The organism is Methylobacterium bullatum (assembly GCF_014845095.1).
GTDB classification, from domain to species: Bacteria; Pseudomonadota; Alphaproteobacteria; order Rhizobiales; family Beijerinckiaceae; genus Methylobacterium; species Methylobacterium bullatum.
The window spans coordinates 1-13,081 of the sequence record NZ_NKUG01000154.1 but is presented as its reverse complement, the minus strand read 5'-3'; the positions used below and the strand labels follow the sequence as shown (position 1 = coordinate 13,081).

Sequence of the window (13,081 nt, the reverse complement as noted above, 5' to 3'; positions counted from 1 at the left end):
CTCTCCCCCTTGTGGGGAGAGGTCAGGGGTGGGGGTGGTTGGGTGACCCGCAGGCCGCGGAGGCCAGCGGAGCCACGCCCACCTCCGGCTCCTCTCCACAAGGGGGAGGAGAGGCGCGCACACTGACAACGAGTGTTGAACGACGCCGCCTTTCGCGCGCTACTCACGACGACCGACGACGAGGAGTTTTTGCATGAACCCGCTCAAGGCTCTCTTCCCTGAACAGGGCCAGGCCGTGTGGCTGGATTTCGTGGCCCGCGGTTTCATCGCCGATGGACGCCTCAAGAAGCTGGTGGACGAGGACGGCCTGCGGGGCGTGACCTCGAACCCCTCGATCTTCGAGAAGGCGATCGGCGATTCCACGGAATATGACGGTGCGCTGAAGGAGGTCATGGATGCGGGCGATGCCCGCGTCATCGATCTCTACGAGGGCTGTGCCATCGCCGACATCCAGGCGGCGGCCGACGTGCTGCGCCCCGTCTACGAGGAGAGCGACGGCGCCGACGGCTATGTCAGCCTCGAAGTCTCGCCCTACCTCGCCCTCGACACCGAGGAGACCCTCGACGAGGCCCGCCGCCTGCACAAGACCGTGGCCCGCGACAACCTGATGGTGAAGGTGCCCGCCACCCCGGCCGGCATCCCGGCGATCCGCGCCCTCACCGCCGACGGGATCAGCATCAACGTCACCCTGCTCTTCGGCCAGGATTCCTACGAGGAGGTGGCGCGCGCCTTCATCGACGGCCTGGAGGAGTTCGGCGCCAAGGGCGGCGACGTCTCGAAGGTCGCCAGCGTCGCGAGCTTCTTCATCAGCCGTATCGACGTCACCGTGGACAAGGCCCTCGACGCCAAGATCGCGGAAGCCAACGATCCCGATGAGAAGGCGGAGCTGGAAGCCCTCAAGGGCAAGGTGGCCATCGCCAACGCCAAGCTCGCCTACCAGCGCTACAAGCGCATCTTCGCCGAGCCGAAATGGCAGGCGCTCGCGCAGAAGGGCGCCAAGGCGCAGCGCCTGCTCTGGGCCTCCACGGGGACCAAGAACAAGGCCTATTCCGACGTGCTCTACGTCGAAGAGTTGATCGGCCGCGATACCGTCAACACCATGCCGCCGGCCACGATGGATGCGTTCCGCGACCACGGCACGGTCAAGCCCGCCATCGAGGAGAACCTCGGCGACGCCGAAGCGGTGATGGCCCGTCTGGCCAGGGCCGGCATCGACATCGGTGCGGTGGCCAAGCAACTCGTGGAGGAGGGCGTCCAGCTCTTCATCGACGCCGCCGACAAGCTGCTCGGTGCGGTGGCGGGCAAGCGCGCCGATTTCCTCGGCGCCAAGCTCGACGGCCAGACCCTGATCCTCGGCGATGCCATCGGCGCGGAGGCGAAGAAGGCCGTCGAATCCTGGCGCGCCTCGGGCTCGATCCGCCGGCTCTGGGCGCATGACAAGACGGTCTGGTCGAATGCCGACGAGGACCAGTGGCTCGGCTGGCTCCGCATCGTCGAGGACGAACTCACCCGTGTCTCCGAATACCAGGCCTTCGCCGAGGATGTCCGGCAGACCGGCTTCACCGACGTCGTCGTCCTCGGCATGGGCGGGTCGAGCCTCGGCCCGGAAGTGCTGGCCGAGACCTACGGCACCCGCGACGGTTTCCCGACGCTGCGCATCCTCGATTCCACCGATCCCGACCAGGTCCGCGCCACGGAAGGCGCGGTGAACCTCGAGACGACCCTGTTCATCGTCGCCTCGAAATCCGGCTCCACCCTCGAGCCCAACGTGTTCCGCGACTATTTCCTCGGCCGGATGAAGGCGTTGGTCGGCGAGCGGGCCGGCGCGCATTTCGTGGCCGTCACCGATCCCGGCTCGGCCATGGAGGCGGCGGCCAAGGCGGACAATTTCCGCAGGATCTTCTACGGGGTGAAGCAGATCGGCGGCCGCTATTCGGTGCTCTCGGCCTTCGGCCTGGTCCCGGCGGCGGCGTCCGGCATCGACGTGAAGCAGTTCCTCGACACGGCGCGGACCATGGTCCGCTCCTGCGGCCCGGCCGTGCCGCCGGCCCAGAATCCCGGCGTTCTGCTGGGCACCGCCATGGCGGCGGCGGCGCTGCATGACGGTCGCGACAAGGTGACGTTCATCGCCTCGCCGGGCATCGACACGTTCGGGGCCTGGGCCGAGCAGCTCATCGCCGAATCCACCGGCAAGGACGGCAAGGGTCTCATCCCCGTCGACGGCGAGCCGGTGGGCGTGCCGGCGGTCTATGGCCGCGACCGCTTCTTCGTCTATCTGCGCCTCGACAACCGGGCGGACGCGCAGCAGGACGAGGCGGTGCGCAGTCTGGAGCGCGAAGGGCACCCCGTCGCCCACGTCACCATGGCGAACGAGGAGCAGCTGCCGCAGGAATTCTTCCGCTTCGAGATCGCCACGGCGGTGGCCGGCGCGCTGCTCGGCATCAACCCGTTCGACCAGCCGGACGTGGAAGCGAGCAAGATCGAGACGAAGAAGCTGTTCGACGCCGCCGAGAAGAGCGGTTCGCTGCCCTCCGAAACGCCGCTCTTCGACGGCGAGACCATCGCCCTCTACGCCGACCCGACCAATGCCGGGGCTCTGCCGCAGACGGCGGACGGGTTCGAGGCGGCCCTGAAGGCCCATCTCGCGCGGATCAAGGACGGCGACTACGCCGCCTTGCTGGCCTACGTCGCCCGCAACGAGGCGCACCACGCCATCCTGCAGGAGGCGCGCATCGCTCTGCGCGACAAGCGCAAGGTCGCGACCTGCCTCGAATTCGGGCCGCGCTTCCTCCACTCCACCGGCCAGGCCTACAAGGGCGGGCCGGATACCGGAGTGTTCCTGCAGATCACCGCCGACCCGTCAGAGGATCTCGCGATCCCCGGCCGGGCGCTGGGCTTCGGCACCGTGGTGGCGGCCCAGGCGCGCGGCGATTTCGCGGTCCTGGCCGAGCGCGGCCGCCGGGCCCTACGCGTCCACATCAAGGGTGGCGACGTGGAAGCCGGGCTCAAGCGCATCGCGGCGGCGATCAAGGCGGCGGTGGTGTGAGGACAGCGGGATGACCCGGAACCGCCGGATCATTCCAACCTACTACCTCATCCTGAGGTGCCCGCTCCTGCGGGCCTCGAAGGAGGACTCCAGAGATCACCGTGCCGGCTGGAGGGCTCCTTCGAGGCCTCCGCTGCGCTGCGGCGCCTCAGGATGAGGTGGGTTGATAGGACCACGCATCGGTGCTCGGGCTGACGAGGCCCCCTCAATCAGGAGATCCCCAATGCAACTCGGCATGATCGGCCTCGGCCGAATGGGCGGCAACATCGTCCGCCGCCTCCTGCGGGACGGACACACGGCGGTGGTGTTCGACCAGAACCCGGAGGCCGTGGCGGCCCTGGTCGCCGAGGGCGCCACCGGGGCGGCGAGCTTGGAAGAGTTCGTCTCCAAACTCGACGTGCCGCGCGCGGCCTGGGTGATGCTTCCGGCGGGCGCGATCACCGAGGCCACCGTGGCGCAGCTCGGCGACCTGATGCAGGCGGACGACGTCATCATCGACGGCGGTAACTCGTTCTACAAGGACGACATCCGGCGGGCGGCCACCCTGAAGCCGAAGGGCATCCACTACGTCGATGTCGGCACGTCGGGCGGCGTCTGGGGCCTGGAACGCGGCTATTGCATGATGATCGGGGGGAGCAACGACGCCCTCGACAGGCTCGACCCGATCTTCAAGACCCTGGCGCCGGGCGTCGGCACCATCCCGAAGACGCCGGGCCGTGAGGGCCGCGATACCCGCGCCGAGGAGGGCTACATCCATGCCGGGCCGAGCGGGGCCGGGCATTTCGTCAAGATGGTCCATAACGGCATCGAGTACGGGCTGATGCAGGCCTATGCCGAGGGATTCGACATCCTGAAACACGCCAATTCGAAGGATCTGGCCGAGGACCAGCGCTTCGACCTCAATATCGGTGACATCGCCGAAGTCTGGCGGCGCGGCAGCGTGGTCTCGTCCTGGCTCCTCGACCTGACGGCCGGGGCGCTGGCGGGCAACGAAGCCCTGGACGGTTTCTCCGGCTTCGTCGCCGATTCCGGCGAGGGGCGCTGGACGTTGAACGCGGCCATCGAGGAATCGGTACCGGCCAATGTGCTCTCGGCCGCCCTCTACGCCCGCTTCCGCTCGCGCGAGGACGCCTCCTACGCGGACAAGCTGCTCTCGGCCATGCGCAAGGGCTTCGGCGGCCACGTCGAACCGAAATAGCCTGTCGTGCAGGCGATCGAGGACCAGACCAGGAGGAGGCATCTCCGCATGATCCCGCTACCGAACAACGCGGAAATCTTTCCCGATGGCGAGAGCGTCGCCCGCGCGGCGGCCGACCGCCTCGTGACCCTCTGCGTCGAGAGCAAGCAGGAGCGCATCGCCATCTGCCTCTCGGGCGGGTCCACGCCGAAGCGGCTCTACACCCTGCTGGGCGGACCCGACTATGTCGGTGCCCTCCCCTGGGACCGGCTGCACTGGTTCTTCGGCGACGACCGGTTCGTGCCTTGGACCGATGAGGCCAGCAACATGCACATGGCCCGCGTGGCGTTCGGGGACGCCCCGATCCCCGAGGGCCATCTCCACGGCATTCCCACCGACGGGACGCTGGACTCGGCGGTCTCCGCCTATGCGGCGACCCTGAGCGACTTCTACGGCGCCGATAGCCTCGACCCGGCGCGCCCGCTCTTCGATCTCGTGCTTCTCGGCCTCGGCGAGGACGGGCACACCGCCTCCCTGTTTCCGGGCAAGCCCGCCGTGAACGAACGCGAATCCTGGGTCGCCGCCGTGCCCGAGGCAGGGCTCACGCCATTCGTGCCGCGCGTCACCCTCACCTTTCCGGCGCTCGCCTCCTCGCGGCAGCTTCTCGTTCTGGTCACGGGGGCGGGCAAGCGCGATCCCCTTGCCCGGATCGCCGAGGGCGAGGATTTGCCCGCGCGCCACATCTCGAGCACCGGCACCCTGACATGGTTGCTCGACCGCGCGGCGGCGGATTTCGGCTGAGACCGAGGACCGGCGGTCCGTCACCGTCCTGGCGCCTTGGCATCGTCGCATGCGGAGCCTACGTTACATGTAACGCCTCGGGAAAGGTCTCGTCATGTCGGCAACTGTCGGTCAGCGCGTCAGCAAGCGTCGTGATGCGCTCCGGGCGGCCGGCCTGCGGCCCATCCAGATCTGGGTGCCCGACACCCGGAGGGCGGGCTTTGCCGAAGAATGCGCGCGGCAGGCTCGAGTCGTAGCGGCGATAGATGCAGCCGATCGGGAACTGGATGCCTTCATGGAGGCGGCGCTCCTCGATATGCTCCCTGAGCGCGAGGCATGAAGCGGGGCGATCTCGTCACCATCGCCATGCCCGGCGATTTCGGCAAACCTCGTCCGGCGCTCATCATCCAATCTGACGCGTTCGTCGAGACCGGCACGGTCACGGTGCTGCTCATATCCGGCACGCTGGCCGAGGCTCCCCTGATCCGCACGACCGTCGAGCCGAGAGAGGCCAATGGCTTGAAGAAACGCTGACAGGTCATGGTGGACAAGGCCATGTCGGTGAAGCGTGAGAAGATCGGCGCACGGATCGGGCATCTCGATGCCGAGACGATGCTGGCGGTGACGCGGGCGCTGGCCGTGTTTTTTGGCATTGCCTGAACGCGGATCGCTGCCGAGGCGATCGCACGAAGGCGATCAGAGACCGTCCGGGACCGACGGCTACGACTTCAGCACCGGCTCCGAGATATCGCCGCTGCCGCGCCGGGCCAGGTATTCCGGTTGGAACAGGCACATGCGTACCGCGTCGCGGTACTTGCCGTTGACGAAGAACTCGTCCTTCAGGATGCCCTCCGGCACGAAGCCGCAACGCTCGTAGATGCGCACGGCACGGGCATTGTCCTTGTCCACGTGCAGGTAGAGCTTGTGGATGTTGAGGACGCTGAAGGCGTAATCCATGGCGATGCGGGTGGCGCGCGGGGCGTAGCCCTGGCCCTGGAAGGCCGGGTGGATCGCGATCTGGAATTCGCAGCGTCGGTGCAGGTGGTTGATCTCCACGAGCTCCACGAGGCCGGCCGGCGCGCCCTCCGAATTGGCGATGATGAAGCGCCGCTCGGTCTGGTTGTGGATGTTGCGCTCGTAGAGCTGCGCCAGTTCGGCGAAGGACTCGTAGGCCTCCTCGAACCAGTAGCGCATGATGCTGTCGTTGTTGTTGAGCTGATGCACGAACATCAGGTCTTCGCGCTCCAGCGGGCGGAGCTTCACCGGGCCGTCGGCCGCGATGGTGCGGGGAGCGAACTTGCTCATGGAGTCACGACGCATTCCGTGATGAGACGGCGCATGAACGCCTCGCCGGCCTCGAGGGCGGCGAGGGTGATGTACTCGTCCGGCTGGTGGGCCTGGTCGATGGAGCCGGGTCCGCAGACTACGGTGGGGATGCCCGCCCCTTGGAACCGCCCGGCCTCGGTGGCGTAGGGCACGGAGACGGTGTGGTTGCGCCCCGCCACCCGCAGAGTCAGGCGCTCGGCCTCGGAACCCGGCTCGGGGGCGAGGCCCGGCACCGCCACCTCCTCGACGGTCTCGATCCGCCCGTAATCGCCGTAGCGGTTGAGCCGGTCCTTCAGCACCGTCTCGACCTTGGCGGCGAACAGGGCCGGGATCTCGGCCATGTCGAGATCGGGCAGGCCGCGGAACTCCCAATGGAAGGTGCAGATCTTGGGTAGGATGTTGCGCGCCGTGCCGCCGGAGATCGTGCCCACATGCACGGTGGTGGAGGGCGGGTCGAAGCGGCCCGATGCGTCGCCCCGCTCGATCATCGCATCGGCGATGCGGTTCAATTCGGAGACGAGCTCGGCCGCCGCCATCACCGCGTTGGCGCCGAGCATGGGTTTGGCCGAATGCGCCTCGTGGCCGTGGACGGTGGTGAAATAGGTGACGATGCTCTTATGGGCGTCGGCCACCTCGAGATCGGTGGGCTCGCCCACGATCACCGCGCCTGGGCGGGGCAGGTCCTTGCCGAAGCGGGCGATGGTGTCGGCGACGCCGAGGCACGTGGTCTCCTCGTCGTAGGAGAGCAGGATATGGATCGGCCGCTTGAGGTCGGCGGCGAGCATGTCCGGCACGGCGGAGAGCGCCAGGGCGCAGAAGCCCTTCATGTCCACGGAGCCGCGCCCATAGGCGCGCCCATCCGCGATCCGCAGGGTGAAGGGGTCGCTGCTCCAGGCCTGTCCCGTCACCGGCACCACGTCGGTATGGCCGGAGAGGACGATACCGCCATCCACCATCGGGCCGATCGTCGCGAAGATCGCCGCCTTGTCGCCCGCTTCATTGGGGATGCGCACATGGCTCACGCCCCAGCCGTCGAGATAGGCGCAGACGCTGTCGATCAGCGCGAGGTTGGAGCGCGAACTCTCCGTGTCGAAGGCGACGAGGCGCGCCAGCAGGTCGAGCGTGCTCAACCGTTCTCCGCCGCCCGACATGGGCCTCAGCAGGTTTCGCAAAAGTGGCCCCCGGTTTTGCGGCAAAAACCTGCGTCAGAGCAAGAACCCAAGCAGGGTGAAGCGTTGGCCTGCCAACGTGAACCCGCTTAGTGGACGCTACGGCGGACGTGCGGCGAATCGAGGGAGAAGGCGGGGATCTCGGCCTCGAAGCTTTCGCCGGCGGTGGTCGACATGGTGTAGCTGCCGGCCATCAGCCCGTCGGGCGTGGTGAGCGGGCAGCCGCTCGTGTAGCTGAACGACTCGCCGGGGCCGAGCACCGGCTGCTTGCCGACCACGCCGGCGCCGCGCACCTCCTGGGTCTCGCCGCGGCCATCGACGATGCGCCAGTGGCGCGAGCGCAGCTGCACCTGCTCGGAACCGTTATTCACGATCTCGACAGTGTAGGCGAAGAAGTAGCGGCTCTCGTCGGGCGAGGATTCCTCCTCGACGAAGCGGGGCTGGACGGTCACGCTGATGCCGCGCGTCTGGGCCTTGTACATCGCCTTCAAAGCCTCCCGTGCCGTCGCCCACCCATAAGCGACATAGCCTTTTCGCCGTGGTACGTCCCGGGCGAAATCGCGTCAATCGTGCTGAATGCGGGGCTGCCCGCTCCAATGGGAAGGTCGTGCACCGTGGTCGAGGAGACCGTCTCGCCCCTGCCCGCTCCGTTTCCAGGTCGGGCCGTGCTCGCCAGCCTCGCCATCGCTGTCCTGGCCGGTGCCTTCGCCTGGAACGCGCCCGAGCGGAACGGCTGGGCCGCGCTCGCCCTGGGGGGAGCGCTGGTGCTCGACGGTCTCGCCCTGCTGGCAGGCGCATTGCTGGCCCGGCGCGGCCCGGCGCCCCGGATCGCCGGGCTGCCCTCGCTGGTCCTGGCTTTCGGCCCGGCGGCCGGGCTCGGCGCCGTGCTCTTCGCGGTGGCGCTCCTGCTCTGGCCCGCCGGGTTTCCCCCCGTGGCGAGCGCGCTGGCGGGCCTGATCGCCATGGGCGCCATCGCCCGTCTCGTGGTCGCCTGGATCGTGCTGCGGACCCGGCGGGAGGACGAGGAGGGTTAAGGGACCCTTAGAGGATACGCGAGAGACTGTGCGAAACCATGCGGCAGTCGCGATCCCCAGCCGGGGGCGGTGGCCCAGTTCGGAGCGGGCGACGCGAGACCATGCCGGATACCAAGCAGGACACGGCACGACCGGGCCTCCTCTCTTCTACAAACCCGCGTTCCGGGGGCATTCTGGCGGCGCAAGGGATCCAGGCCCTGCATGCGGCCGGTGCCATCCTCCCCGAAACCCCCTTCGCGGCCGATCAGGTTCAGCCGGCGAGCCTCGACCTGCGCCTCGGGTCCCGCGCCTTCCGGGTCCGCACGAGCTTCCTGCCCGGTGCCCGCCCGGTCTCAGCCTGTATCGCGGCCTTCGCCCTTCATGAGATCGACCTGACCGCCGGCGCGGTGCTGGAGACCGGCTGCGTCTACATCGCCGAATTGCAGGAGACCCTGGCGCTTCCGGCGGATGTGGCGGCCAGCGCCAACCCGAAAAGCTCCACCGGCCGCATCGACGTGTTCACCCGCGTCATCACCGACCGGGGGCAGGCCTTCGATCAGGTGGAGGCGGGCTACCGGGGCCGGCTCTATGCCGAGATTTCGCCGCGCACCTTCCCGGTCCGCGTCCGTACCGGGTCGCGCCTGTCGCAGATCCGGTTCCGCCGGGGCGAGCCGCGCCTCACCGACACCGAACTCGCCTCGCTTCATGCGGCCACGCCGCTCGTGGCCTCGGCCACCCCGTCCTTCCAGGGCGGCATCGCCGTGTCGGTGGATCTCGCCGGCTTCGAGGGGCTCATCGGTTACCGCGCCAAGCGCCATACCGGCCTCGTCGATGTGGACGCGCCGGGCCGGCACCGCACCGCGGATTTCTGGGAGCCGCTGGCCGCCGACGGCTCGGGCGCGCTGATCCTCGATCCCGGCCAGTTCTACATCCTCGCCTCCAAGGAAGCGGTGCAGGTGCCGCCGGATTTCGCCGCCGAGATGGTTCCGTTCGATCCGCTGGTGGGCGAGTTCCGGGTCCATTACGCCGGCTTCTTCGATCCCGGCTTCGGCTTTGCCGGGGCGGGGGGAGCCGGCGCGCGGGCGGTGCTCGAAGTGCGCTCGCGCGACGTTCCGTTCCTGCTGGAAGACGGCCAGATCGTCGGCCGCCTCGTCTACGAGCGCATGGCCGAGCGCCCCGCCGCCCTCTACGGCGCCGATGCCGGGTCGAACTATCAGGCGCAGGGGCTGAAACTGTCGAAACACTTCGCCTGAGGTCGAAGGCGCCCTACCCCGCCGGATCGATCTCCGCCTCGGCCGGGTCGATGTCGTAGCGGCGCGAGCAGAACTCGCAGGTGATGCCGATGCGCCCGTCCTCGGCGATCATGTCCCGACGTTCCTCGGGCGAGAATGAGCGGATCATCCCCATCACGCGCTCGGGCGAACAGCGGCAGCGCTCGTGGATGGCCTGTGGCTCGAACACCCGCACGCCGCGCTCGTGGAAGAGCCGGTAGAGCAGGCGCTCGGAGGAGACCTCCGGATCGACCAGTTCGTGGTCCTCCACCGTGTTGACGAGGCTGCGCGCCTCGACCCAGGCATCGTCCTCCGGCGCCGCGCCCGCATCGAAATGAGCGTGGCCCTCGGGGATGTCGCCGGGGGGGAGGTCGGCAAGGCGGGCGCGGTCGATGGATTGCGGCAGGAACTGGATCAGGAGTCCGCCGGCACGATAGCTGTTGGTGCCGTTGGCGAATTGCTCGGCCACCGCGAGGCGGACCTGAGTCGGGATCTGTTCGGATTGGCGGAAATACTGATGGGCCGCCTCTTCCAGGCTCTGGCCTTCCAGGGCCACAACACCCTGGTAGCGGCTGAAATCGTTGCCCTGGTCGATGGTCATGGCGAGGTGGCCCTGCCCGATCAGATCGGCATCCTTGAGAGGGGCGCTCCCCAGAGCTTCGATCCGCGCGGCGTCGAATCGTGCCGTGGCGCGCAGGCGGTCGGGCGCCTCGAAATCCACCACGATCATCTCCACCGGACCATCGGTCTTGGTCTGGAGCTGGAACCGGCCCTCGAACTTCAGGGACGAGCCCAGCAGCACGGTGAGCGCCGCCGCCTCACCCAGCAGACGCGCCACCGGGTCGGGATAGCCGTGGCGGCGCAGGATGGTGTCGACGCTGGGGCCGAGCCGGACCACGCGGCCGCGCACGTCCAGCGCTTCCACCGAGAACGGCAGGGCGACGTCGTCGGCGCCGTCGATGATCGTGGGGGAAATCTCGTGTCCGGAGGTCATGGCCTCTCCATGTCTTTTGTCCATTCGGTCCGCGGACCGAACGCATTGGCCCGATTCTCGATCTCGACCTCATCCTGAGGCGCCGTAGCAAAGCGAAGGCCTCGAAGGAGGCCTCCAGTTCGCGCGACGAACACTGGAGACCTCCTTCGAGGCCGCATCGCGGCACCTCAGGGTGACGTCGCGCGGGGGATGAGCAACCCTGCTAGGATCGCGACTGTCTGCATCGTCGAGTATGGGACTCGACCGCCTACCGTGCATCCAGGACCGGATATAGGGATGAGCTCGCCGTTTCACACGGCCTTCCGCCCCGCGCGAACACCACATCCGCCACCGGCCCAGTCGGAAGGTCTCGACCGAGATCGTCGTCAGCGGATATGGGCGAGCGCGTCCGGGCCGTTCCTCACGCCCCCAGGCACCACGCCAGAATGCCCTTCTGCGCGTGGAGCCGGTTCTCGGCCTCGTCGAACACCACCGAGCGCGGGCCGTCCATGATCTCGGCCGTCACTTCCTCGCCGCGATGGGCGGGGAGGCAGTGCATGAAGATCGCGTCGGTCTTGGCCGCCGCCATCAGCTTGGCGTTGACCTGATAGGGCGAGAGCAGGTTGTGGCGGTAATGCTCGTCGTCGTCGCCCATGGAGACCCAGCAATCGGTGACGACGGCATCCGCCCCGTCCACCGCCTCGAAGGCGTCGGTTGTGACGTTGATGCGCGCGCCCTCGGCCCTGGCCCAGGCGAGGAGGGACGGCGGGGCCGACAATTCCAGGGGGGCGGCGATGTTGAGGGTGAAGTCGAACCGTGCCGCCGCGTGCACCCAGGAGGCCAGCACGTTGTTGGCGTCGCCCGACCAGGCGATGGTGCGCCCCTGGATCGGCCCGCGATGCTCCTCGAAGGTCAGCACGTCGGCCATGATCTGGCAGGGATGCGAGACCTTGGTCAGGGCGTTGATCACCGGCACCTCGGCAAAGTCGGCCAGTTCCAGCATCGTGTCGTGGTCGAGGATGCGGATCATGATCGCGTCGACGTAGCGCGACAGCACGCGGGCGGTGTCGCCCACGGTCTCGCCCCGGCCGAGCTGCATCTCGCTGCCCGTCAGCATCAGCGTCTCGCCGCCGAGCTCGCGCATGGCGACGTCGAAGGAGACGCGGGTGCGGGTGGAGGGCCGATCGAACACCATCGCCAGCATCTTGCCCGTCAGCGGGCGCTCGGCGGCGATCTCGCCCTTGCGGCGACGGCCCTTCATCGCGGCCGCGGAGGTCAGGACGGCACGCAGATCCTCGCCGGAGAAGTCCTTCAGGTCGAGGAAGTGGCGGGGCCTGGTGGCGGTCCCGTTGGTCTGGGGAATCATCGGCTCGTTCTTCGTGTTGGGCATATCGACGTTGCGGGCGTCGCGGTCCGGCGACGAGTCCGGACCCGGACGGCCATGCGTTACTCCGCGGCTCCGCGCATCTGCGCGCCGAGTCGTCCGGCCGTGGCGTCGAGGCGCTCGACCGCCTCGGCCACCTCCGCCTCGGAGACGATCAACGGCGGCAAGAGTCGGACCACGTTGTCGCCCGCGGGAATCACCAGCAGGCGCTCGTCGCGCGCCGCCGCGGTGAAGGCGGTGTTGGGCACGCCGAGCTTGAGCCCGAGGATGAGGCCGGTGCCGCGAATCTCCGAGATCACCCCCGGATGCCGGTCGATGACGGCGCCGAGACGCTGTTTGAGGAGCAGGCCCATCCGCAGGACGTGGTCGAGGAAGCCGTCGGCGAGCACCACGTCGAGGACGGCATTGCCCACCGCCATGGCGAGCGGATTGCCGCCGAAGGTGGTGCCGTGGCTCCCCGCCGTCATGCCGCGCGCGGCCTCCGCCGTGGCGAGGCAGACGCCGAGGGGGAACCCGCCGCCGATGCCCTTGGCCGCGCTCATGATGTCGGGTGTGACGCCCGCCCATTCATGGGCGAACAGGCGGCCCGTGCGGCCGACGCCGGTCTGGACCTCGTCCATGATCAGGAGCAGGCCGTGCTCGTCGCAGAGCGCCCGCAGGCCGCGCAGCATCTCGGTGGGCACCGTGCGGATGCCGCCCTCCCCCTGGATCGGCTCGATCATCAGGGCGGCCGTCTCCGGGCCGATCGCCGCCACCAGCGCGTCGTGATCGCCGAAGGGCACTTGGTCGAACCCGTCCACCTTCGGGCCGAAGCCGTCGATGTACTTCTGCTGTCCGCCCGCCGCGATGGTGGCCAGCGTCCGCCCGTGGAACGCGCCCTCGAAGGTGACGATGCGGAAGCGCTCCGGGTGTCCGCCCGCCGCATGGTACTTGCGCGCCATC

The 13,081-nt window shown here is 68.6% G+C and carries 12 protein-coding genes and 1 pseudogene; 7 read left to right on the top strand and 6 right to left on the bottom strand.

Features of this window, described 5'->3' with window-relative positions:
• Nucleotides 1–193 precede the first annotated feature (193 nt).
• The 5 genes and pseudogenes from MBTS_RS19655 (at nucleotide 194) to MBTS_RS19635 (ending at nucleotide 5,663) form a co-directional block, all read left to right on the top strand.
• A complete protein-coding gene (locus MBTS_RS19655) occupies nucleotides 194–3,046 on the top strand; it encodes a bifunctional transaldolase/phosoglucose isomerase (protein WP_192216290.1) in 2,853 nt (950 codons plus the stop codon).
• A 223-nt stretch (nucleotides 3,047–3,269) separates the two neighbouring features.
• Nucleotides 3,270–4,244: a phosphogluconate dehydrogenase (NAD(+)-dependent, decarboxylating) gene (gene gnd, locus MBTS_RS19650; protein WP_056142459.1), complete on the top strand. Its 975-nt coding sequence runs from the start codon at nucleotides 3,270–3,272 to the stop codon at nucleotides 4,242–4,244.
• Between the two features lie 48 nt (nucleotides 4,245–4,292).
• Nucleotides 4,293–5,024, top strand: a complete 732-nt coding sequence (gene pgl / locus MBTS_RS19645) for a 6-phosphogluconolactonase (protein WP_192216289.1) — start codon at nucleotides 4,293–4,295, stop codon at nucleotides 5,022–5,024.
• Nucleotides 5,025–5,118: 94 nt separating this feature from the next.
• Nucleotides 5,119–5,343 (top strand): antitoxin MazE family protein, encoded by a 225-nt coding sequence (locus tag MBTS_RS19640; protein WP_056142461.1) that lies wholly within the window; start codon nucleotides 5,119–5,121, stop codon nucleotides 5,341–5,343.
• Nucleotides 5,340–5,663: pseudogene (locus MBTS_RS19635) on the top strand (type II toxin-antitoxin system PemK/MazF family toxin). Before MBTS_RS19640 ends, MBTS_RS19635 begins: the two are co-directional and overlap by 4 nt.
• Nucleotides 5,664–5,723: 60 nt before the next feature.
• Here MBTS_RS19635 and speG read toward each other — a convergent pair.
• From speG to apaG, 3 genes are all read right to left on the bottom strand, one after another.
• On the bottom strand, nucleotides 5,724–6,308 hold the full coding sequence (gene speG, locus MBTS_RS19630; RefSeq protein ID WP_018044098.1) for a spermidine N1-acetyltransferase: 585 nt from the start codon (nucleotides 6,306–6,308) through the stop codon (nucleotides 5,724–5,726).
• Nucleotides 6,305–7,480, bottom strand: a complete 1,176-nt coding sequence (argE, locus tag MBTS_RS19625) for an acetylornithine deacetylase (RefSeq protein ID WP_147830010.1) — start codon at nucleotides 7,478–7,480, stop codon at nucleotides 6,305–6,307. Before argE ends, speG begins: the two co-directional genes overlap by 4 nt.
• 107 nt (nucleotides 7,481–7,587) lie before the next feature.
• On the bottom strand, nucleotides 7,588–7,980 hold the full coding sequence (gene apaG / locus MBTS_RS19620; RefSeq protein ID WP_018044100.1) for a Co2+/Mg2+ efflux protein ApaG: 393 nt from the start codon (nucleotides 7,978–7,980) through the stop codon (nucleotides 7,588–7,590).
• 132 nt (nucleotides 7,981–8,112) lie between these two features.
• On the opposite strand from apaG, the gene MBTS_RS19615 reads away from it, so the two are divergent.
• Together MBTS_RS19615 and MBTS_RS19610 are read left to right on the top strand one after the other, a co-directional pair.
• On the top strand, nucleotides 8,113–8,532 hold the full coding sequence (locus tag MBTS_RS19615; RefSeq protein WP_192216288.1) for a hypothetical protein: 420 nt from the start codon (nucleotides 8,113–8,115) through the stop codon (nucleotides 8,530–8,532).
• Between the two features lie 101 nt (nucleotides 8,533–8,633).
• On the top strand, nucleotides 8,634–9,764 hold the full coding sequence (locus MBTS_RS19610; protein WP_056142468.1) for a 2'-deoxycytidine 5'-triphosphate deaminase: 1,131 nt from the start codon (nucleotides 8,634–8,636) through the stop codon (nucleotides 9,762–9,764).
• Nucleotides 9,765–9,777: 13 nt separating this feature from the next.
• Here MBTS_RS19610 and MBTS_RS19605 read toward each other — a convergent pair whose 3' ends face one another.
• From MBTS_RS19605 to MBTS_RS19595, 3 genes are all read right to left on the bottom strand, one after another.
• Complete coding sequence (locus MBTS_RS19605; RefSeq protein ID WP_018044103.1) at nucleotides 9,778–10,776, bottom strand: Hsp33 family molecular chaperone; 999 nt, start codon at nucleotides 10,774–10,776, stop codon at nucleotides 9,778–9,780.
• Between the two features lie 400 nt (nucleotides 10,777–11,176).
• Entirely contained in the window at nucleotides 11,177–12,121 is a 945-nt protein-coding gene (gene argF / locus MBTS_RS19600) for an ornithine carbamoyltransferase (RefSeq protein ID WP_192216287.1), read from the bottom strand.
• An 80-nt stretch (nucleotides 12,122–12,201) separates the two neighbouring features.
• Nucleotides 12,202–13,081, bottom strand: an 880-nt coding sequence (locus MBTS_RS19595) for an aspartate aminotransferase family protein (protein WP_192216286.1), incomplete at its 5' end; no start/stop codon positions are given.